Origin of the sequence: Streptomyces davaonensis JCM 4913, assembly GCF_000349325.1 — a bacterium.
Taxonomy (GTDB): Bacteria; Actinomycetota; Actinomycetes; order Streptomycetales; family Streptomycetaceae; genus Streptomyces; species Streptomyces davaonensis.
In genome coordinates this window covers 6,307,914-6,326,739 of record NC_020504.1, presented here as the reverse complement: position 1 = coordinate 6,326,739, position 18,826 = coordinate 6,307,914, and the positions used below count along the sequence as shown (strand labels likewise).

The window sequence follows — 18,826 nt, the reverse complement described above, 5'->3', positions numbered from 1 at the left end:
TGGTCGCGCCCACGCGGCGGAGCCGCATATCGAACACAGCCCCGCGCCCCTAGGGACGTACGCCTGCCCCGAGCCAGGAAAGGGCCCTGGGGAATCGCTCCCCAGGGCCCTTCCTACGGCGTTACTGGCGCCGAAGGCTTGATGCTCAGCCCTCGGACTTCTCCTCGGCGTCGGCCTCAGTGGCGTCGGCCTCGGTGGCCTCCGCGGCGACCTCGGTGGCCGTCTCGACCTCGTCCTCGTCGTCGAGGTCGATGACCTCGCCGTTGGTGTCCTTGACCGTGGCCTTCTCGACCACGACGGCCAGGGCCTTGCCGCGGGCGACCTCGCCGACCAGGAGCGGAACCTGGCCGCCCTCGACGACCGCCTGGGCGAACTGGTCGGGGGACATGCCGGAGGAGGCCGCACGCCGCATGAGGTGCTCGGTGAGCTCCTCCTGGTTGACGTTGAGCTTCTCCTGCTTGACCAGCTCGTCGAGGACGAACTGGGTCTTGATGCCCTTGACCGCGGCTTCCTTGGTCTCGGCGTCGAACTCTTCCTCGGTCTTGCCCTGGATCTCCAGGTACTTCGCGAGGTCGAGGCCCATCTGGCCGAGCTGGTGGTGCTCCAGGTTGTGCTTGCGGGTGTTGATCTCGTCCTCGAGCAGCTTCTCGGGGACGGGCACCTCGACGAGCTCCAGCAGCTTCTCCAGGACGCGCTCCTGCGCCTGCGTGGCCTGGTCGTACTGCTTCATGTTGGTGAGGCGCTTGAGGCTGTCCGCCTTCAGCTCCTCCAGGGTGTCGAACTCCGAGGCGAGCTGCGCGAAGTCGTCGTCCAGCTCGGGCAGTTCGCGCGCGGCGACCTGGGTGACCTTGACGGTGACCTCGGCCTCCTTGCCGGCCGCGGAGCCGCCCTTGAGCTCGGAGGTGAAGGTGGCCTCGCCACCGGCCTCCACGCCCTTCACGGCGTCGTCGATGCCGTCCAGCAGCTCGCCGGAGCCGATGGTGTAGGAGACGCCGCTGGCGATGCCGTCCTCCAGCACCTCGCCGTCGACCTTGGCCTCCAGGTCGATCGTGACGACGTCGCCGTCCTCGGCGGCGCGCTCGACGGGGGACGTCGAGGCGAAGCGCTCGCGGAGCTGCTCGACCGACTTGTCGACGTCCTCGTCGGTGACCTCGATGGCGTCGACCTCGACCTCGATGCCGGAGTAGTCCGGGATCTCGATGGTCGGGCGGACGTCGACCTCGGCGGTGAAGTTCAGCGTCTCGCCGTCCTTCAGCTCGGTGATGTCGACCTCGGGCTGGCCCAGGACGTTGAGCTCGGCCTCGTTGACCGCCTCCGTGTAGAACTTCGGAAGCGCGTCGTTGACGGCCTCCTCCAGCACGGCGCCACGGCCGAACCGCTGGTCGATGACCCGGGCGGGGATCTTGCCCTTGCGGAAGCCCTTCACCGTGACCTGCTGGTTGATCTTCTTGTACGCCGCGTCGAGGCTGTCCTTGAGCTCCTCGAAGGGCACCTCGACAGTGAGCCGAACCCGGGTCGGGTTCAGGGTCTCCACGGCGCTCTTCACGGTTCGGTCTCCTTGTGGCTGACTTCTTGGTTTCTGCCGGAGCCAGAATGGTCCGGCGGATCGCCGCCCGGAGGACTTCAGGGAGTGAGAGACACACGGGCGCGCAGCTTGCATAGTAACCGCAGGCGCCGAACGACCCAAAGGCGATCACTGTGGATGATCGGGCAGGTGGTCGGGGTGGCGGGATTTGAACCCACGGCCTTCCGCTCCCAAAGCGGACGCGCTACCAAGCTGCGCCACACCCCGTCTGGTGCGACACGTAGGGTACATGCCCGCAGGCCATGGGGCTGCCGCATTTATGGGGTGTGCGCCGAAGGGGGCCGACCCGCTACGATGCCTCCAGTGCCGCGGTCACCTGACCTGCGGCGCGTCCTGTGCGGGCGTAGCTCAATGGTAGAGCCCTAGTCTTCCAAACTAGCTACGCGGGTTCGATTCCCGTCGCCCGCTCTGCACGGCTCAGGGCCAGGTCGGAGGATCACTCCTCCGCCTGGCCCTGAGCCGTTTCCCGGGGCCCGAGCGTCGGCGAGGCGGCTCGATGGCCAGGGGCCAGGTCCAGGGGCGGGCTAGAACTGGATCGAGTTGATCGTCTCGGCTATCGAGTCGAGGAAGCGTTGGATGTCGTCGGCCATGCCTGTGGAGGCGAGGAAGAAGCCGAAGAGGACGGCGACGACGGCGGGGCCGGCTTTGAGGGAGCCGCCACGGACCAACACCACCATGATGATCCCCAACAGCAGCACCACTGACAGTGAAATGGCCACAACTGATCACACCCTCGGTCGGTCCGCTCTCCCGGCCCAGGGGCGCCAACCCCGCACACCCCCGCCAGAACCATCGTGCCACCAACAGGCCCGCCGTATGCGGCGGGTGGGGCAACGGTGGCGTCAACTCCGGTCGACGCGGTGGGATCCGGGCCGCGCGGACGGCCATCGCGGGCGCCCCGCACGGTAATTCGAAGTGCCACTCGTACGGGGAATTCGGCGTGATCGTTTCCATGTCCACACAACGCGTTCGCAGGCATTTCGAATTGTTGTCACAGGTGTTCCCGAGCCGCCTCCAACTCCGGCCCACACGTTGTGTTATGTACCATTTAGCATGGATTAAGTGGTACAAGGTGGACACATCTCGGTTGACCCAGAACCCAGTTCACCCTGCATAAGCGGTAATGGCATCCCGCGTTTTACTAATACGCACAGCCGCCGCTAGGGTGCCTCAGATGTTGCACGCTGCCTCGTCCTCCCCCACGACACAGCACGGCCATCACGGAACACCGCTCAAGCCACAGCGCGACGCATTCTTCGACAACGCCAAGTTCCTGGCGATCGTCCTGGTGGCCATCGGCCACGCCTGGGAGCCCCTGAAGGGCGACAGCCGGATCCTGGAGGGCCTGTACACCGTGGTGTACGCCTTCCACATGCCGGCGTTCATCATCATCTCCGGCTACTTCTCGCGCAGCTTCGACATGCGCCCCGACCGGCTCCAGCGGCTGATCACCGGCGTGGCGGTGCCGTACATCGTCTTCGAGACCGCGTATCCGCTCTTCAAGCGGGTCGTCGACGACGATCCGGACATGGCGGTCAGTCTGCTCGATCCCTGGTATCTCACCTGGTTCCTGGTCGCACTGTTCGTGTGGCGGCTCACCACGCCCGTCTGGAAGCTGATCCGGTGGCCGCTGCCGGTCGCTCTCGGCATCGCCATGCTGGCTTCCGTCACCCCGGAGATCGGTGACGACCTCGACCTCCAGCGCGTGCTTCAGTTCCTGCCGTTCTTCGTGCTGGGGCTGAACATGAAGGCCGAGCACTTCCAGTGGGTGCGTCGGCGTTCGGTGCGGATGCTGTCCGTGCCGGTGTTCGCGGTGGCGCTGGTCGTCGGGTGGTGGTCCGTGCCGCGGATGAACACCGGCTGGTTCTATCACCGGGACTCCGCGCAGGAGCTGGGGGCGCCGTGGTGGACGGGGCCGGTCATGGTGCTCGCGCTGTTCGGGTGCTCGCTGGTGCTCACCGCCTGCTTCTTCGCCTGGGTGCCGGGTCGGAATCTCTGGTTCACCGCGCTCGGTGCGGGCACGTTGTACGGCTATCTGTTGCACGGGTTCGTGGTGAAGGCCGGGGATTACCAGGGGTGGTACGAGGCGGCCTGGCTGCATGGGCCGACTGGGGCGATCTTCGTCACCGTTGTCGCCGCGGCGGGGGTGACCCTGCTGTGCACCTCGCCGGTGCGGTGGGTGTTCCGGGGTGTGATGGAGCCCGAGATGAAGTGGGCGTTCAAGAGGGACGCGGCGAAGCTGGCCCGGGAGCGCGAACAGCCACAGCAACGCGAACGTCAGAAGGTCGACGCCTGACCGATCACTTCAGACCGAGAAGTGCGCGCATCCTCGCGTACTTCTCGGTCAGGCGTGTGCGCGTCGCCTCGTCCAGCACCGATAGACGATCCGGGTTCGCGTTGTGCGCCAGGTCCGCTTCCTTCACCAGGCGGGCGCCCGGTGTCGCCAGGATGCGACCGGCGTACTCCTCCGGTGGCTCCCCCGGCTGCTTGGTCAGGGCCAGCACGATGGCCTTCGTACGGTCGCTCAGCGCGGCCTCTCGCAGCCAGCCCTCCGTCAGGGCCTCGTCCTCGATCGCGTCGTGCAGCCAGGCCGCGGCGATCTGGTGGTCGTCGCCGCCGCGGGCGCGGACTCCGTCGGCCACCGCCTTGAGGTGCCCGGCATAGGGGCGGCCCGCCTTGTCGGTCTGGCCCTCGTGGGCGGCGCGGGCCAGGGCCTCGACCTCGGGGAGAGTGAGCGTCATGCGTGGGCGCCGCCCGCCTGTGTGGTGACCGTGGGGCCCTCGCGGCAGATCAGCAGCAGGGCCCGGTCGTCGTTGACGTCCTTGGCCACCGCCTCGATGAGATGCCAGGCGGCGCCGTGGAAGCCGCCCGCGACATAGCGGTCGGCCTCGCCGGTGAGGCGGTCGATGCCCTCGACGATGTCCCGGTCGGAGGTCTCCACCAGGCCGTCCGTGAAGAGCATCAGTACGTCGCCGGGGCGCAGGGAGCCCTTCACCGGGTCGAACTGTGCGCCGTCGTACACGCCCAGCAGCGGGCCCTCGGCGGCCTTCTCCTCCCAGCGTCCGCTGCCCGCGCTGAGCTGGAGGCCCGGCGGGTGGCCCGCGGAGTAGAGCTCGTAGTCGCCCGAGTCCGTGTCCAGGACCAGGTGGATGGAGGTGGCGAAGCCCTCGTCCCAGTCCTGGCGGAGGAGGTAGCCGTTCGCGGCAGGGAGGAAGGCGTGTGGGGGCAGCGAGCCCAGGAGGCCGCCGAAGGCGCCCGAGAGCAGCAGCGCCCGTGAGCCCGCGTCCATGCCCTTGCCGGAGACGTCCGTCAGGACGACCTCCAGGGTGCGGCCGCCGTTCGTGCGGGCCGCGACAACGAAGTCACCGGAGAACGACTGGCCGCCCGCCGGGCGCAGCGCCATCTCGCGGTGCCAGCCGTTCGGCAGTTGCGGCAGCTTGCTCTGCACCCGGATGCGTTCGCGCAGGTCGAAGAGCATGGTGCCGCCGCGCCGCCATGGCACGCCGACCCGGCTGCGGAACTGTGCGATCAGCAGACCGACGAAACCGCACGCCGCGACCACCAGGACCACGCCGGGCGTGACCCGGGCGGCGCCCTCCGTGTACGGGCCGAGCTGCACGGACTCCACGATCAGCGCGGTGGCGGCGGCCGCGTACAGGCCGAGCAGGCTGGCCGGGCGCAGCAGCAGTCCGCCGGCCACGATCGGCAGGACCAGCGCGGACGGCGAGCACCACACCGAGTTGGCCAGGGTGGTGGCCGCGATCAGCGGGACGGTGAGCAGCAGTCCGGCCAGCGCGATCCAGTCGGAGCCGTCACCGCGGAAGTAGTCCACGGCGCTTCTGCGCAGGCCGACGCGGACCCGGTGCCACTGCATTCGCAACCGGGCCGCGAACGTTTCGGCGGCCGCTCGCCGCTCTCGTCCTGCTGCCATTAGTTCGGGACCCTATCCATCGGACCAGCCGCTTGGCACGGGAGGTCCCACTTGTCCCCCGTCCGAGGCTCAACTTCACAGTGAACTTCACGAGAAGCCATCGCGCGGCCACCCGGCGGAAATTCCCTGGCTCGTCCCGCATTGCCCTGGTAGGCATGGCATATGGGGACTCAACTCACAACCGGTTCCGCGATCGAGCTCCGGGAGCTCCGGCCCGAGCAATGGGACACCTATTACGACGTTCTGCTGCGCGCCTTCGGCGGGCTGCCGGAGCCCACCGAGGAACGTGAACTGTACCGGGGGCTCACCCAGTTCGACCGCTCCTTCGCCGCCTGGGACGGTGATCTGTGCGTGGGCTCGGCGGGGGCGTTCCGGTTCGGGGTGACCGTGCCGGGCGGCGCCTCGGTGGCCGCGGCGGGCGTGACGATGGTCGGGGTCGCCGCCACGCACCGGCGGCGCGGGGTCCTTACGTCGATGATGCGCAAGCAGTTGGACGATGTGCGGTCCTGGGGCGAGCCGCTGGCGGTGCTGACGGCGTCCGAGCCCGCGATCTACGGCCGGTTCGGGTACGGCGTGGGCACCTTCCAGCTCGCCGCGGAGATCGATACGAGCCGGGTGCGGCTGCCGGTGCCGGACGGGACGGATGACGTACGGCTGCGGTACGCGGAGCCCGCGGACGTCATCGACGCGTGCGAGTCCGTGTACGCGTCACTCGTGCCGGTGCGGCCCGGAATGCTCGCCCGGGTCCGGCCGGGGTGGGAGCGGGTGGGGGTGCTCGATCCGGAGGACGGGCGGGACGGGGCGTCGCCGCTTCAGTGTGTCCTCGCCGAGCGGGACGGCGAGACGGTGGGGTATGCCCGTTATGCCGTGAAACCGGACTGGGGGGTCAGCGGGCACAACGGCGTCGTGCAGTTGCGGGAGCTGGCCGCGGTGGACGCCGCCGCGCAGGCCGCGTTGTGGCGGTTCCTGTTCGACCTCGACCTCACCACGACGCTGCGGGTGTACGGGCGGCCGATGGACGAGGCCTGGCAGTACCAGGTGTCCGACATCCGGCGGTGCCGGCCGCGGTTCCGGGACGGGATGTACGTGCGGCTCGTCGATGTGGGGGCGGCGCTTCAGGCACGGACGTATCAGACGCCGGTGGATGTGGTGCTGGAGGTCGAGGACGCCTTCTGCCCCTGGAACAGCGGGCGTTGGCGGCTGTCGGGGGACGCGAAGGGGGCGTCCTGCGAGCGGACCACGGACGCGGCCGATCTCTCCTTGACCGTACGGGAGTTGGGGTCGGCGTATCTCGGGGCGGTGAGCCTGGCGTCGCTGGGCGCGGCGGGGCGGGTGCGGGAGGTGCGCCAAGGGGCGCTGGCCGAGGCCTCGGTGGGGTTCGGGTCAGTGGTGGCGCCCTGGATGCCGCACGGGTTCTAGGAACGGCGGCTCTGGGAACTGCCTGAAGACTTCTGGCAGTTCGGGCACCAGAAGAGGTTGCGGGCGGCGAGATCGGCGGTGCGGATCTCACCGCCACAGATGTGGCAGGGCAGGGTGGCCCTGCGGTACACGTAGACCTCGCCGCCGTGGTCGTCCACGCGGGGCGGGCGGCCCATTGCCTCCGGGGTGTGTTCCGGGCGGACGGTGTCGATGCGGCTGTTGCGGACGCCCTCGTGCATGAGCTCCACGAGGTCGGTCCAGATCGCGTCCCACTGCTCGGGCGTGATGTCCTTGCCCGCGCGGTAGGGGTCGATGCCGTGACGGAAGAGGACCTCGGCGCGGTAGACGTTGCCCACGCCCGCGATGATCTTCTGGTCCATCAGCAGGGCGGCGATCGTGGTGCGGCTGCGGGAGATGCGACGGTATGCGCTCTTGGGGTCCGCGTCCTCACGTAGCGGGTCCGGGCCGAGTCGGTCGTGTATGGACTGCTTCTCGGCCGGGGTGATCAGGGCGCAGGTGGTCGGGCCGCGGAGATCGACGTAGGCCGTGCTGTTGGTGAGGCGCAGGCGGACCGTGTCGGTGGGCGGGGGTGCCGGGGTGGGGCCGAAGCCGACCTTGCCGAAGAGGCCGAGGTGGATGTGGACCCAGGACTCCGTGAAGCCGAGGAACAGGTGCTTGCCGTGGGCCTCGGTGGCGGTGAGGGTCGCGCCGGTGAGGAGTTCGGCGGCGTCGGAGAACTTGCCCTGGGGGCTGGTGACTCGGGGGGCCGTGCCGACGAAGGCGGCGGCGTAGTCCTGGGCCAGCCGGTGGATCGTGTGCCCCTCAGGCACGGTGAGCTCCTCGTGGTTCGCGCTGCGGCGGGTGCGCTGCGGCGGGTGCTGCCGGGCTTGTTTCGCCCCCGCCGCCCCTACCCGTCCCATCCCCAGGGGCTGCCGCCCCTTCGACCCCGCCCAGGGGGCTCTGCCCCCTGGACCCCCGTCGACCCTGAAGGGGCCTCGTCCTCAAACGCCGGACGGGCTGAAAGGGGCGGGCGGGGGATGGGGACGGCTGCGGTCTCGTCCTCAGACGCCGGACGGGCTGAAAGAACGCCGGACGGGCTGGAAGGGCGTGGTTACTGCTGGGGGTGGTGCGCGGGGATCGGGGGGAGGTCGCCCGTGGTCTCGTAGTCCGACAGCATGTCGATGCGGCGGATGTGGCGCTCGTCGCCCGAGAACGGGGTGGCCAGGAAGGTCTCGATGAACTTCGTGGCCTCGTCCTGCGTGTGCATGCGGCCGCCCACCGCCACCACGTTGGCGTTGTTGTGCTGGCGGCCCAGGGCCGCGGTCTCCTCGCTCCAGGCGAGGGCCGCGCGGACGCCCTTGACCTTGTTCGCCGCGATCTGCTCGCCGTTGCCGGACCCGCCGATCACGATGCCGAGGGCGTCGGGGTCAGCGGCCGTGCGCTCGGCGGCGCGCAGGCAGAAGGGGGGGTAGTCGTCCTGGGCGTCGTAGATGTGCGGGCCGCAGTCGACGGGGTCGTGGCCCGCCGCCTTGAGCCACTCGACGAGGTGGTTCTTGAGTTCGAAGCCCGCATGGTCGGAGCCGAGATACACGCGCATGCGATGAGTGTGACACGGACGTCTGCGGGCAGCCGCCCCGGGGGCTGACCTCGAAAACTGTGAGCTATACCGCAGAACCTCAGGGAAACCTCAAGTAACGATCCGGATTCAAAGGTTCTCAGATTCCTTTGCCTCGGATTCACTGGACCAACTTGTTCAGCCCCCGTACTCCGCTCGTACGGGAAACTGCTCACCCGGCACAAAGGAATCCCCCCTATGACCTCCACCGGCGACCCCGGTAACGGCCTCCAGGCAGGGCTCAAGAACCGTCATCTGTCGATGATCGCCATCGGCGGTGTCATCGGCGCCGGACTCTTCGTCGGGTCCTCCTCCGGCATCGCCACCGCGGGCCCCGGCATCCTCCTGTCGTACGCACTCGTCGGCACGCTCGTGGTGCTGGTGATGCGAATGCTCGGTGAGATGTCCGCCGCGAACCCCACGTCCGGCTCCTTCTCCGCACACGCGGACCGCGCGCTCGGCAGCTGGGCCGGGTTCTCCATCGGCTGGCTGTACTGGTTCTTCTGGGTCGTCGTGCTCGCGGTCGAGGCGACCGCCGGCGCGGTGATCCTGGAGGGCTGGATCCCGGCCGTACCGCAGTGGGCCTGGGCGCTCATCGTGATGGTGGTGCTGACCGCCACCAACCTGGTCTCCGTCGGCTCCTACGGCGAGTTCGAGTTCTGGTTCGCCGGCATCAAGGTCGTCGCCATCGGCGCCTTCATCGTCGTCGGCGGGCTCGCCGTCTTCGGTCTGCTGCCGGGCGTCGACGCCACTCAGGCCGGACTCGGCAACCTCACCGACCACGACGGCTTCCTGCCCAACGGGCCCGGCGCCATCCTCACCGGTGTGCTGCTCGTCGTCTTCTCCTTCATGGGCAGCGAGATCGCCACGCTGGCCGCCGGTGAGTCCGAGGACCCGCAGCGGGCCGTCACCAAGTCGACCAACAGCATCATCTGGCGTATCGGCGTGTTCTACCTGGGCTCGATCTTCGTGGTCGTCACCCTGCTGCCGTGGGACTCCAAGGCGATCGCCGAGGACGGCTCCTACGTCGCCGCGCTGGACTCCCTCGGTATCGCGCACGCCGGTCAGATCATGAACTTCATCGTGCTGACCTCGGTGCTGTCGTGTCTGAACTCCGGTCTGTACACCGCCTCCCGGATGGCCTTCTCGCTCGGCCGGCGCGGGGACGCGCCGAAGGCGTTCGCGAAGACCACGGGGCGGGGTGTGCCGGTTGTCGCGATCATCGCGTCGGTCGTGTTCGGCTTCGTCGCGGTGTTCTTCAACTACAAGTTCCCGGACTCCGTCTTCCTCTTCCTGGTCAACTCCTCCGGTGCGGTCGCGCTCTTCGTGTGGCTGGTGATCTGTTTCTCGCAGCTGCGCATGCGGAAGATCATCGAGCGGGAGTCGCCCGAGAAGCTGGTCGTGCGGATGTGGCTGTATCCGTATCTGACCTGGGCCGCGGCGGCGCTGATCGTGTTCGTGCTCGGGTACATGCTGACCGACACGGAGCATGACGGCCGTAAGACGGTGCTGTTGTCGCTGCTGGTGGCGGCGGTCGTCCTGGCCATCGCCTTCGTCAAGGACAAGGTCAAGGGCAAGGGCAAGGGCGGCCAGGGTGCCGCTCCGGCGGTGAAGGTCCGGGCCGAGAGGGATCTCGACGCGGACGAGGTCAACGTCGGCTGAGGTTTGTGGCCGTAGCGCGGAAGGGGGTCCTCAGGGGCCCCCTTTCCCGTGTCTGTCGCCTGTTTCCTGTGCCTACAGGATGGTGAAGCTGTCCTTCACCTCTTCGTACGTGCGCAGGGCCTGCGTCTCGACGTCCGGCTGGTACCAGGTGTTGATCTGGTACGACTTGCCCTTCTCGTTGAAGCCGAGCAGTCGGGCGTGCCAGGGGACGCCCTTGAGCGTGAAGGTGTACTCCCACTCGACCGCCGGATAGCCGCGGAACGTCGTCTCCTCCAGCCGGATCTTCCGGTACGCCTGCCCCTGGTGGGCGTTCTGCTCCGAGGTCTCCCAGGTCTCCATCAGGTCGCCGCGGGCGAGGGAGGACTTGGCGACGAGCTCCTGCTTCCCGTCGGGAGAGGTGTAGTGCACCTCGGCACCGGTCTTCACGTCCCGCCGCCAGCCCTCGGGTGTGACCCAGGCGAACCCACCGGCCTCCGTGCGCGCTCCTGGCGGCAGGGACTGCGGGCGGGAGGTTCCCTCCACGGTGGGTGACGGGGAGTTCTGGGCGGGCGAGGACGAGGTGCCGCCCGCCTTGCTGTCATCCGGCGACCCCGAATTCAGCACGAGCACGACGGCCACGACTGCTCCGACGGTGACCATCGCGACTGCGGCGAGGACTCGGGTACGGCGTGGGTGCGGTGGATGGGGAGTGGGAGTAGGGACCGCGGGGCCCGGGAGTTCGCCGGGGGGCATGGGGTGTGAGTCGGGGGTGGGGGTGGCCGTCCGGCTGGGGCCCGGGGCGGCTGCCCGGCTGTGGCCGGAAGTGGCTGCCTGGCTGTGGCCGGGAGTGGCCGCACGGGTGGGTGCCGGGCGGTGTTTCGTCTCGGCCTCGGCGTTCAGGACGGCCGCCGGTTTGGTCTCGGCCTCCGCCCGCGCCCGGGTCTCCATGCCCGGCTCCGCGCGGATGAGGGAGACGCCTGTAGTAGAGGAGGCGCTGCCCAGGGGGTTGGGAGCGGGCGCCTCGGAGCGGACTTCGGAGCGCGCCTCGGAGGCGGCTTCGGTGGAGGCGTTGAGGGTACGAGGAATCGCGCGGCGCCCGAAGTCGCGGGTGGGGCGCGGGTCTTCGGGGGGCTCTGCCGCTCGGGGTGCTTCGGTGGGCGGGGTGTCCGCGGGTGGGGTGTCCGCGGGCTCAGGGGGCGCGGGGCGCCTGGGGTCGGACGCGGGGGGCGACACCTCAGGTGCAAGGGCCGATGGATCGGGCGCAGGGACCGATGGCTCGGGCCCGAAGGTTGTCGGCTCGGGCGCAGACGCCATCAACTCGGGCGCAAAGGCCGACGCCTCAGGCGCGGGCGCCGTCAGCTCGGGCGCAGAGGCCGACGGCTCGGGCTCGAAGGTTGTCGGCTCAAGCGCGGACGCCATCGACTCGGGCGCAAAGGCCGACGCCTCAGGCGCGGGCGCCGTCAGCTCGGGCGCAGAGGCCGACGGCTCGGGCTCGAAGGTTGTCGGCTCGGGCGTGGAAGCCATCGGCTCGGGCGCAAGGGCCGACGCCTCAGGCGCGGGTGCCGTCAGTTCGGGCGTCGCAGGAGCCGTGGGCTCCGGCCACCCCGTCGGCGGCGGTTCCGCCGCGTCCGGCTCCGTCGTCTCGACCGAGGCCGCCGTCTGAGACTCCCCAGCCCCTTCCGGCGCCGCCGCCTCCGGCCATTCCGGCCCTACGGACGGCGCCGATGCCTCCGGCTTCCCCATCCCTACCGGCGCCGCGGGATCAGGCCCCGGCCCAGAAGACACTGACGTCTCCGGCTCCCCCGCCCTTACCGTCGACGCCGCCGCAGGCCAGTCCGCTCCGGCAGATGTCGATGGCCGTCCCGTCTCGGGCGGCGCCGCTGCCGGCTGCCCCGGCTCCGCCGAGACCACCGTCTCCGGCCGCCCGGCCTCTCCCCGAGGCTCCCCCGCCCCCACGGCAGACGCTCCCGGCCGTCCCGACCCCAGCGGCTCCGCTGCCGGCTGCCCCGGCTCCGCCGAGACCACCGTCTCCGGCCGCCCGGCCTCTCCCCGAGGCTCCCCCGCCCCTACGACAGACACCCCCGGCTGGCCGGTCGCTCCCCAGGGCTCCCCCATCCCTGGCGCCGGCGCCCCCGGCGGTGCCGCTGTCGGCGTTCCGTTTTCCTGCGGCGTTGTCGGCTTCGGGTGGCCGGTGTCTCCGGGAGGGTCCTCCGGCGTGCCTACCCGCACCGTTGGTGTGGGGGTGGGGAAGGCGATCGGGTGGAGGGCGGTTTCGAGGTCTGGGAGGCCTGGGCGGGTGTCCGGGTCCTTTTCCAGGAGGGCCGCCAGGATTGCGGTCAACGGGCCGGAGGAAGCGGGGAGTTCTGGCTCCTCGTACAGGACCGCGTGCAATGTGGCCAGCGTGGTGTCTCGGGAGAACGGGGAGCGGCCGCCCAGTGCTGCGCACAGCGTCGCGCCCAGGGACCAGATGTCCGACGGTGGGCCCTGAGGGCGGCCCGAGATACGTTCGGGGGCCATGTAGTCGGGGGAGCCGACCAGCATGCCCACCATCGTCAGCGCCTTGGCGTCCTGGATCGCCGCGATGCCGAAGTCCGTCAGGACCACGCGTCGCGCTCCCGTTTCCACCAGGACGTTGCCGGGCTTGATGTCCCGGTGCAGTACGCCGCGTTCGTGCACCTGGCGCAACGCCGCCACCAGGCCGAGACCGATGCGTGCGGTTTGCGAGGGGCTCAGAGGGCCCTCCTCCACGAGGAGGCGTTCCAGGGAGCGGCCTGCCACCAACTCCATGACGATCCAGAGCCGTTCGCCCTCGTCCACCACGTCGTACACGCGCACCACGTTGGGGTGGTCGATGCGGGCCGTGGCGCGAGCTTCGCGCAGGGTGCGTTCGCGGCGGGTGCGGGTGTCCTCGGCGTCCAGGCCGTCTATCCGCATTTCCTTGATCGCCACCGGGCGGTCGAGTATTTCGTCGGCCGCTCGCCACACCCGCCCCATTCCACCCTGGCCGATACTCTCGACCAATCGATAACGTCCGGTCACCAGGAGCCCTGGTACTCCACCGCTCCTCGTGTTACCCACATTCCCCGACAATCCGCTGCACCCCCTCAAATCCCCACTGTGACTGTCCGTTTGAAACACGATGGTCACACTTCGCGCCACACCAGCATAGTGCGGAGAAATCTTGTGGTACCTCTTCAAGTACTGCGAATTCAGGCGCAGCCAAGGGGGACGAACATGAGTTCTCGTCGTACGACGACCATCGCGGGATCGCTGGTTGCAGCATCTTTTTCGGCAGTGATGATCCTTCCGTTCACCGCCGCCGCGGATGACGAGGGACCGCAGAGCAGCAAGGGGGGAAAGGCCGTCGACGAGGCACCGGCGGGCGTGGAACTGACCACGACTCTGCCCGAGAAGATCTCGGTCGACAACAAGTCCGAGGAAACCGCCATCACCGCCACGGTGAAAAACGAAGGGACCAAGGAAAGCGGAGAGATCAGGCTACTGGTCGTCGGATTTGACGGCCTAACGGTCAATAATGTTCAGGGCTGTTCAGAGATTGCCGAAGGCGATCTGCCGGAGGGGTCCAACAGCGGATTCGCCTGTGCCGTGGACAATCTCGCGGCCGGTGACTCGAAGTCGTACGACGTGGAGGCGACCTACGACCTGAGCAAGACGGGCAAGATCTGCCTGCCCGTCCAGACCGCGTCGGGTGACAAGACGTACTGGCAGCAGGGCCCGGTGCCGTTCGGTACGACGAACCCCTCGCCGAACGCCCCCGCCACCCCGCTGCTGCTCGGCACCGACAACCAGCCGGTGGCGCCCGGCGGTGACGAGTTGCCGAAGACCGGTGTCGAACGGGACGTCCTGCCGCTCGGCGCGGCCGGAGCGGCGCTCATCGCGGCCGGCGCGGCCGGACTGTGGTGGTCGCAGTTCCGGCGGCCGGTGCGCCAGGAGCGCTGACACCGAAGATCCATCGGCCGGATAACCTGACGGCGCCTGTCAGGTTATCCGGCCATTCTGCGGCCCATGACCACGACTCATCACCACGTGCCTGTCCTGCACCCCGGCGAGAGCGGCTACGACCGTGAACTCGCCGGGTTCCAGACCGGATTCACCCAGCGACCCGAGCTGATCGTCCCCGCCCGCTCCGCCGACGATGTGATCGCCGCCGTACGCCTCGCCCCCGACCGGAACCTCCCGGTCGCCGTCCAGTCCACCGGGCACGGTCTGCCCGGGTCCGCCGAAGGCGGCCTGCTCATCACGACCCGGCGCATGGACCGGGTGACCGTCGACCCCGAGGCCCGTACCGCCCGTGTCCAGGCGGGCGTGCGCTGGGGGCAGGTGGTGGAGGCGGCGGCACCGCACGGACTCGCGCCGCTCAACGGCTCGGCCCCGTCCGTCGGTGCCGTGGGATACCTCCTCGGCGGTGGACTCGGCATCCTGGCCCGGGAGTTCGGATACGCGGCCGATCACGTCCGGTCCGTCGACCTGGTCACCGCCGACGGGCGGCTCCGTCATGTCACCCCGGGATCCGACCTGTACTGGGCGCTCCTCGGTGGCGGTGGCCATGGGTTCGGCGTGGTCACCGAGTTGGAGATCGGTCTCGTACCGGTCCGCTCGCTGTTCGGCGGCTCGCTCGTCCTCGACGGCGGCGAGGTCGAACCGGCGGCTGTCCTGCGGGCCTACGCGGAGTGGACGCGGACCGTGCCGGACGGGCTGACCTCGACCTTTGCCGCCGTACCGTATCCGGACGTGCCGGCGATGCCGCCGCATCTGCGCGGGCGGTACATCCTCTCCGTGCGGGTCGCCTGGACCGGCGCCGACGGGGATCAACTCGTCGAACCCCTGCGAAAGATCGGGCCGGTTCTCTCCGACTCGCTGCGGGAGATGCCGTACGCCGAGAGTCACACCATTCACAACGACCCGGACTTTCCCCACGCCTACTACGGGGACAGTGCGGTGTTGAGTGAGCTGGATGTCGAGAAGGCCGCTCAGGTGTTGGCTCGTACCGGGCCCGGCACCGATGCCATGGTCGTCGTGCAGATCAATCAGCTGGGTGGGGCGCTGGCCGCGCCCGCGCCGAACTCGGTGCCGAATCGCGACGGGGCCTTCCTGGTACGCCTGTTGGCCATGGCCGACCGGGAGCAGGCGCGGGAGATTCTCGATCCGGCCTTCGCGCTGCTCGCGCCCCGGACGCTGGGGCGTTCGCCCAACTTCGCCTTCGGGACCGGGGACCGGTCCGAGGGGCTGCACGACGAGGAAACGCGGAAGAGGCTCGCCGGGGTGAAGGATCAGCACGACCCGGCGAACCGCTTCCGCAGGACTACTTCTTGAGCAGCTTCCAGGCCGTGGGCAGCAGGCCCATCGCCAGGGCCGCCTTGAGGGCGTCGCCGATGAGGAACGGCGTGAGGCCGGCCGCGACGGCGGCGGAGAGCGACATGTCGGCCGCCAGGGCCAGGTACGGGACGCCGATCGCGTAGATGATCGCCGAGCCGAGCACCATCGTGCCGGCCGTGCGCAGCATCGAGCGGTCGGCGCCGCGGCGGGCCAGGGCGCCCACGGCGGCGGAGGCGAGGAGCATGCCGAGGATGTAGCCGAAGGAGACGCTGAGGCCGTGGCTCGCGCCCGCGAACCACGGGACACCGGCGAGGCCCGCCAACGCGTACAGGGCGAGCGCCGCGACACCGCGGCTCGCGCCGAGGGTGGTGCCGACGAGCAGCGCGGCGAAGGTCTGGCCGGTCACCGGGACCGGGGAGCCGGGCACCGGCACCGAGAGCTGGGCGGCGAGCCCGGTGAGCGCGGCACCGCCGACCACCAGCGCGATGTCCCGGACACGGGAGGCGGGGAGCAGATCGGCGAGGACCTGTCCGGTGCGGGCGGGGGCGGCGACAGCGGCGGTGCTCATGGGGACTCCGCGAAGACGGGGGGAGGTTGGGACACCGCGACGCTATCCCAGGGGCGGTGAGCCGATCACCGTCAGTGGTCGACAAAGGGCGGAACGCGGGCTTGGTGGGCTCCATACAAAGGGGAGCGACTAAGCAGGCTGTGGCGTGATGCCAGTCACTGAGGTGAGGACGTGCAGGTCACGAAGGGGCGGTGGGCGCTCTGTAGATACTCACCAATTCCGTGGGTCCGGTGGCCGTGAGGGGGCCCGTACGCTCCGTGCCGTACCTGTCCGGATAGTGGGCAACTTCTTCGTCTGAGCGGACACGGCCCACAGACTGACGGGGTTTTTGCCCATCTCACGCATTGGACGAGCCGCGCCCATGCCCAGCACCACAGTCGAGACGCCGCCGCAGCAGGACGGTGTCGCCCTCTCCCACGGCCTCAAGCAGCGCCATCTGTCGATGATCGCCCTCGGTGGTGTCATCGGTGCCGGTCTGTTCGTGGGCTCCGGCGCCGGTATCGCCGCCGCCGGGCCCTCGATCGTCGTCGCCTACGCCCTATCCGGCCTCCTCGTGATGCTGGTGATGCGGATGCTCGGCGAGATGTCGGCCGCGTACCCCTCCTCCGGCTCCTTCTCGGCGCACGCCGAGCGGGCGATCGGCCCCTGGGCCGGGTTCACCGCGGGCTGGTCCTTCTGGGTCCTGCTCTGCACGGCGGTCGGCCTGGAGGGCATCGGCGCCGCGAAGATCGTCACCGGCTGGCTGCCGGGCACGCCGGAGTGGGCGTGGGTGGCCCTGTTCATGGTGGTGTTCTGCGGCGCGAACCTCGCCGCCGTGAAGAACTTCGGCGAGTTCGAGTTCTGGTTCGCGGCCCTGAAGGTCGGCGCGATCAGCCTGTTCCTGGTCCTCGGCGGACTGGCCATCTTCGGCGTCCTGCCGGGCACGGACTCCCCCGGCACCTCCAACCTGACCGACTTCCTCCCCCACGGCGGTGAGGGCCTGATCATCGGCCTGCTCGCCTCGGTCTTCGCGTACGGCGGCATGGAGACGGTGACCATCGCGGCGGCCGAGTCGGAGAACCCGGTCAAGGGCGTGGCGAGCGCGGTCCGTACCGCGATGTGGCGGATCGCGCTGTTCTACGTCGGCTCGATGGCGGTCATCGTGACCCTGGTCCCCTGGGACTCCAAGGCGGTGGCCGAGAAGGGCCCGTACGTCGCGGCCCTCGACGAACTCGGCATCCCCGGCGCCGGTCAGGTGATGAACGTCGTCGTGCTGGTCGCCCTCCTGTCCGCGATGAACGCCAACATCTACGGCTCCTCGCGCATCGCCTACTCCCTCGTCCAGCGCGGCCAGGGCCCGAAGGCGCTGGGCCGGGTGGACTCCGGCGTGCCGCGGATCGCCGTACTCGCCTCCTCGGTGTTCGGCTTCGTCTGCGTGCTGCTCAGCTACTGGCGCCCGGACGACGTCTTCCCCTGGCTGCTGAACATGATCGGCGCGGTCATCCTCGTCGTCTGGATCTTCATCGCCGTCTCCCAACTGCGGCTGCGCGCCCGTCTGGAGCGGGAGGCACCCGAGAAGCTGACGGTGCGTATGTGGGCGTTCCCGGTGCTGACGTGGGTCGCGCTGGCGGGGATGGCCGCGATCTTCGTGCTCATGGCACGGGAGCCGGACACCCGGGTGCAGCTCTACTCGACCGGCGGGATGACGCTGTTCCTGGCGGTGGTGGGGTACGCCTGGCAGAAGGCACGGGCCGCGAAGGGCTGACGCGCGCGCTCGCCACACCGCGAAAGCCCCCGTGCCTGCCGCACGGGGGCTTTTTGCTGGTAGCTTGTTGTTGCGTATAGCTTGCAATAAGGTCCGACTCCTGCCTCGTGATCGTCTTCTCAGCCTTCACGCCTGGCAGGCGGAATGAGGGAAGCCCCCGCGAGGACGTGACTCGCGGGGGCTTCCTGGTTCTTGAACATCCATGAACATCTACGGCTTGCGGGCCAGGCCGCCGTGTTGGCCGATCGGGGCCAGCGTCGGCTCGTACGGGCGCCACAGCGGTACCGAGACGACTCCCGGGTCGACCAGCTCCAGGCCCTCGAAGTACGCCTCGATCTCCGCCACGGGACGCAGGAAGTACGGGACCGCACCGGTCTCGTTGTAGGCGTCCTGCGCCTGCTCGTAGGCCGGATCGGTGCCCCTGGAGCCGTCGTTGACGGAGAGGTGGCTGCCCGAGGGCAGGCCCGCGAGCAGGCGGCGGACCAGGGCGCAGGCCTCGGCGTGGTCGGGCACGTGACCGAGGATGCCGCTGAGGATCAGGGCCGTGGGCCGGGAGAGGTCCAGGGTGCGGGCGGCGGCCTCGATGATCCGCTCGGGCTCGTACAGGCTCAGGTTCTCGTACGAGGTCACGCCCTCGGGTGTCGAGGTGAGCAGGGTGCGGGCGTGAGAGAGGACCAAGGGGTCGTTGTCGACGTAGACGATCCTCGACTCCGGCGCGAGGCGCTGCGCCACCTCGTGGGTGTTGTCGACGGTGGGCAGGCCGGTGCCGACGTCCAGGAACTGACGGACGCCCGCCTCCCGCACCAGGTACCGGATCGTGCGGCCGAGGAAGGCGCGGCTGCTGCGGGCGATGGTGACGATGCCGGGGAAGACGGCGGTGTAGGCGTCACCGGCGGCCTGGTCCACCGGGTAGTTGTCCTTGCCGCCGAGCCAGTAGTTCCAGATGCGGGCCGAGTGGGGTACAGAGGTGTCGATCTCCGTCATGC

15 protein-coding genes and 2 tRNA genes are annotated in these 18,826 nt (G+C 69.5%); 7 read left to right on the top strand and 10 right to left on the bottom strand.

Going from position 1 to position 18,826, the window contains the following annotated elements; all coding sequences use genetic code 11:
* Positions 1-145: 145 nt before the first annotated feature.
* Positions 146-1,546 (bottom strand): trigger factor, encoded by a 1,401-nt coding sequence (gene tig / locus BN159_RS28070; RefSeq protein WP_015660387.1) that lies wholly within the window; start codon positions 1,544-1,546, stop codon positions 146-148.
* Between the two features lie 169 nt (positions 1,547-1,715).
* Positions 1,716-1,792 (bottom strand) — tRNA-Pro (locus BN159_RS28065).
* A 130-nt stretch (positions 1,793-1,922) separates the two neighbouring features.
* Between BN159_RS28065 and BN159_RS28060 the strand changes: the two genes are divergently transcribed.
* Positions 1,923-1,993, top strand: a tRNA-Gly gene (locus tag BN159_RS28060).
* A gap of 116 nt (positions 1,994-2,109) precedes the next feature.
* Here BN159_RS28060 and BN159_RS28055 read toward each other — a convergent pair.
* Positions 2,110-2,304, bottom strand: coding sequence for a hypothetical protein (locus BN159_RS28055; protein ID WP_015660386.1), 195 nt, complete (start codon positions 2,302-2,304; stop codon positions 2,110-2,112).
* A gap of 455 nt (positions 2,305-2,759) precedes the next feature.
* On the opposite strand from BN159_RS28055, the gene BN159_RS28050 reads away from it, so the two are divergent.
* Positions 2,760-3,881, top strand: a complete 1,122-nt coding sequence (locus BN159_RS28050) for an acyltransferase family protein (RefSeq protein ID WP_015660385.1) — start codon at positions 2,760-2,762, stop codon at positions 3,879-3,881.
* A gap of 4 nt (positions 3,882-3,885) precedes the next feature.
* Here BN159_RS28050 and BN159_RS28045 read toward each other — a convergent pair whose 3' ends face one another.
* Positions 3,886-4,326 (bottom strand): HD domain-containing protein, encoded by a 441-nt coding sequence (locus BN159_RS28045; RefSeq protein WP_015660384.1) that lies wholly within the window; start codon positions 4,324-4,326, stop codon positions 3,886-3,888.
* Complete coding sequence (locus BN159_RS28040) at positions 4,323-5,516, bottom strand: PP2C family protein-serine/threonine phosphatase (protein WP_041819931.1); 1,194 nt, start codon at positions 5,514-5,516, stop codon at positions 4,323-4,325. Before BN159_RS28040 ends, BN159_RS28045 begins: the two co-directional genes overlap by 4 nt.
* A gap of 162 nt (positions 5,517-5,678) precedes the next feature.
* Here BN159_RS28040 and BN159_RS28035 point away from each other — a divergent pair, with 162 nt between their 5' ends.
* Positions 5,679-6,935, top strand: a complete 1,257-nt coding sequence (locus BN159_RS28035; RefSeq protein ID WP_015660382.1) for a GNAT family N-acetyltransferase — start codon at positions 5,679-5,681, stop codon at positions 6,933-6,935.
* Here BN159_RS28035 and BN159_RS28030 read toward each other — a convergent pair.
* A complete protein-coding gene (locus BN159_RS28030; RefSeq protein ID WP_015660381.1) occupies positions 6,932-7,765 on the bottom strand; it encodes an Fpg/Nei family DNA glycosylase in 834 nt (277 codons plus the stop codon). The genes BN159_RS28035 and BN159_RS28030 overlap by 4 nt on opposite strands.
* Positions 7,766-8,046: 281 nt before the next feature.
* Entirely contained in the window at positions 8,047-8,532 is a 486-nt protein-coding gene (locus BN159_RS28025; RefSeq protein ID WP_015660380.1) for a ribose-5-phosphate isomerase, read from the bottom strand.
* 216 nt (positions 8,533-8,748) lie between these two features.
* Here BN159_RS28025 and BN159_RS28020 point away from each other — a divergent pair, with 216 nt between their 5' ends.
* The gene (locus BN159_RS28020; RefSeq protein WP_015660379.1) at positions 8,749-10,212 is read left to right on the top strand and encodes an amino acid permease; all 1,464 of its coding nucleotides are present in this window, start codon (positions 8,749-8,751) and stop codon (positions 10,210-10,212) included.
* Positions 10,213-10,284: 72 nt separating this feature from the next.
* On the opposite strand, the gene BN159_RS47175 is transcribed toward BN159_RS28020, so the two are convergent.
* Positions 10,285-13,185 carry a serine/threonine-protein kinase gene (locus tag BN159_RS47175; RefSeq protein WP_015660378.1) on the bottom strand — a complete coding sequence of 967 codons (2,901 nt, stop codon included), beginning with the start codon at positions 13,183-13,185 and terminating at the stop codon, positions 10,285-10,287.
* A 240-nt stretch (positions 13,186-13,425) separates the two neighbouring features.
* Between BN159_RS47175 and BN159_RS28005 the strand changes: the two genes are divergently transcribed.
* Both BN159_RS28005 and BN159_RS28000 read left to right on the top strand, forming a co-directional pair.
* A complete protein-coding gene (locus tag BN159_RS28005) occupies positions 13,426-14,151 on the top strand; it encodes an LPXTG cell wall anchor domain-containing protein (protein WP_015660377.1) in 726 nt (241 codons plus the stop codon).
* A gap of 66 nt (positions 14,152-14,217) precedes the next feature.
* On the top strand, positions 14,218-15,525 hold the full coding sequence (locus tag BN159_RS28000) for an FAD-binding oxidoreductase (protein WP_015660376.1): 1,308 nt from the start codon (positions 14,218-14,220) through the stop codon (positions 15,523-15,525).
* Here the strand turns inward: BN159_RS28000 and BN159_RS27995 are convergent.
* Entirely contained in the window at positions 15,515-16,096 is a 582-nt protein-coding gene (locus tag BN159_RS27995) for a biotin transporter BioY (RefSeq protein WP_015660375.1), read from the bottom strand. The two genes, BN159_RS28000 and BN159_RS27995, sit on opposite strands and share 11 nt — an antisense overlap.
* Positions 16,097-16,457: 361 nt before the next feature.
* Between BN159_RS27995 and BN159_RS27990 the strand changes: the two genes are divergently transcribed.
* On the top strand, positions 16,458-17,840 hold the full coding sequence (locus BN159_RS27990; protein WP_015660374.1) for an amino acid permease: 1,383 nt from the start codon (positions 16,458-16,460) through the stop codon (positions 17,838-17,840).
* A 210-nt stretch (positions 17,841-18,050) separates the two neighbouring features.
* Here the strand turns inward: BN159_RS27990 and BN159_RS27985 are convergent, their stop codons facing one another.
* Positions 18,051-18,824, bottom strand: a complete 774-nt coding sequence (locus tag BN159_RS27985; protein WP_015660373.1) for an SAM-dependent methyltransferase — start codon at positions 18,822-18,824, stop codon at positions 18,051-18,053.
* Positions 18,825-18,826 lie beyond the last annotated feature (2 nt).